1 protein-coding gene is annotated in these 546 nt (G+C 26.7%); it reads right to left on the bottom strand.

Annotated elements, in window-relative coordinates:
- Positions 1–169: 169 nt before the first annotated feature.
- The coding region (locus tag E5A76_RS11135; protein ID WP_161118975.1) for a helix-turn-helix domain-containing protein at positions 170–546 on the bottom strand (377 nt) is incomplete at its 5' end.

Here is a 546-nt window from a genome sequence, read left to right as displayed (position 1 = left end):
CAGAACAATAACAACCAGGATATTAGGCAATAAAAAAACCTACCACTACATCAATGCATTTTAAAATCAAAACTATTAAATTTTAAAGTCTATTTATCCTATAAACTCTAAAGTAGAGAGTAAAATATAACAACTATTTCCTAAACTAAATATATATAATTAAATAAAATTAATCTAAAACACATTTAACTTCAATGCTATCTCTAAACTCTTTAATCGTTACATTTTTTACTTTCTTGAACTGTATATCGGCATTGGTTCTAGAGTTGAAGCCGCAATCATAACACATTTCAAGCATTGTCTTGCTCGTGTTTAATTTGATACTCTCTGCTAAACAATTTACACGTAGCACTTTTACAAAGTCGTTATATTTCTCACCGTGGCTATGAAATAGCTTCTGGATTTTACTTTTTGACATAAATAAAGATGAAGAAATAAGATCTAAATTTAAATTACTATTATGTATATTTTTACTGATAAATTCTTTTATCTTTGTCAATTCATGCTCTGTTCGTGTTATTCTTTTTCTTTGAATGGGTTTTACTT

Origin of the sequence: Photobacterium lucens, assembly GCF_009873615.1 — a bacterium.
GTDB lineage: Bacteria > Pseudomonadota > Gammaproteobacteria > Enterobacterales > Vibrionaceae > Photobacterium > Photobacterium lucens.
The sequence above is the reverse complement of the archived record's forward strand: the minus strand, read 5'-3'. Positions and strand labels throughout refer to the sequence as shown.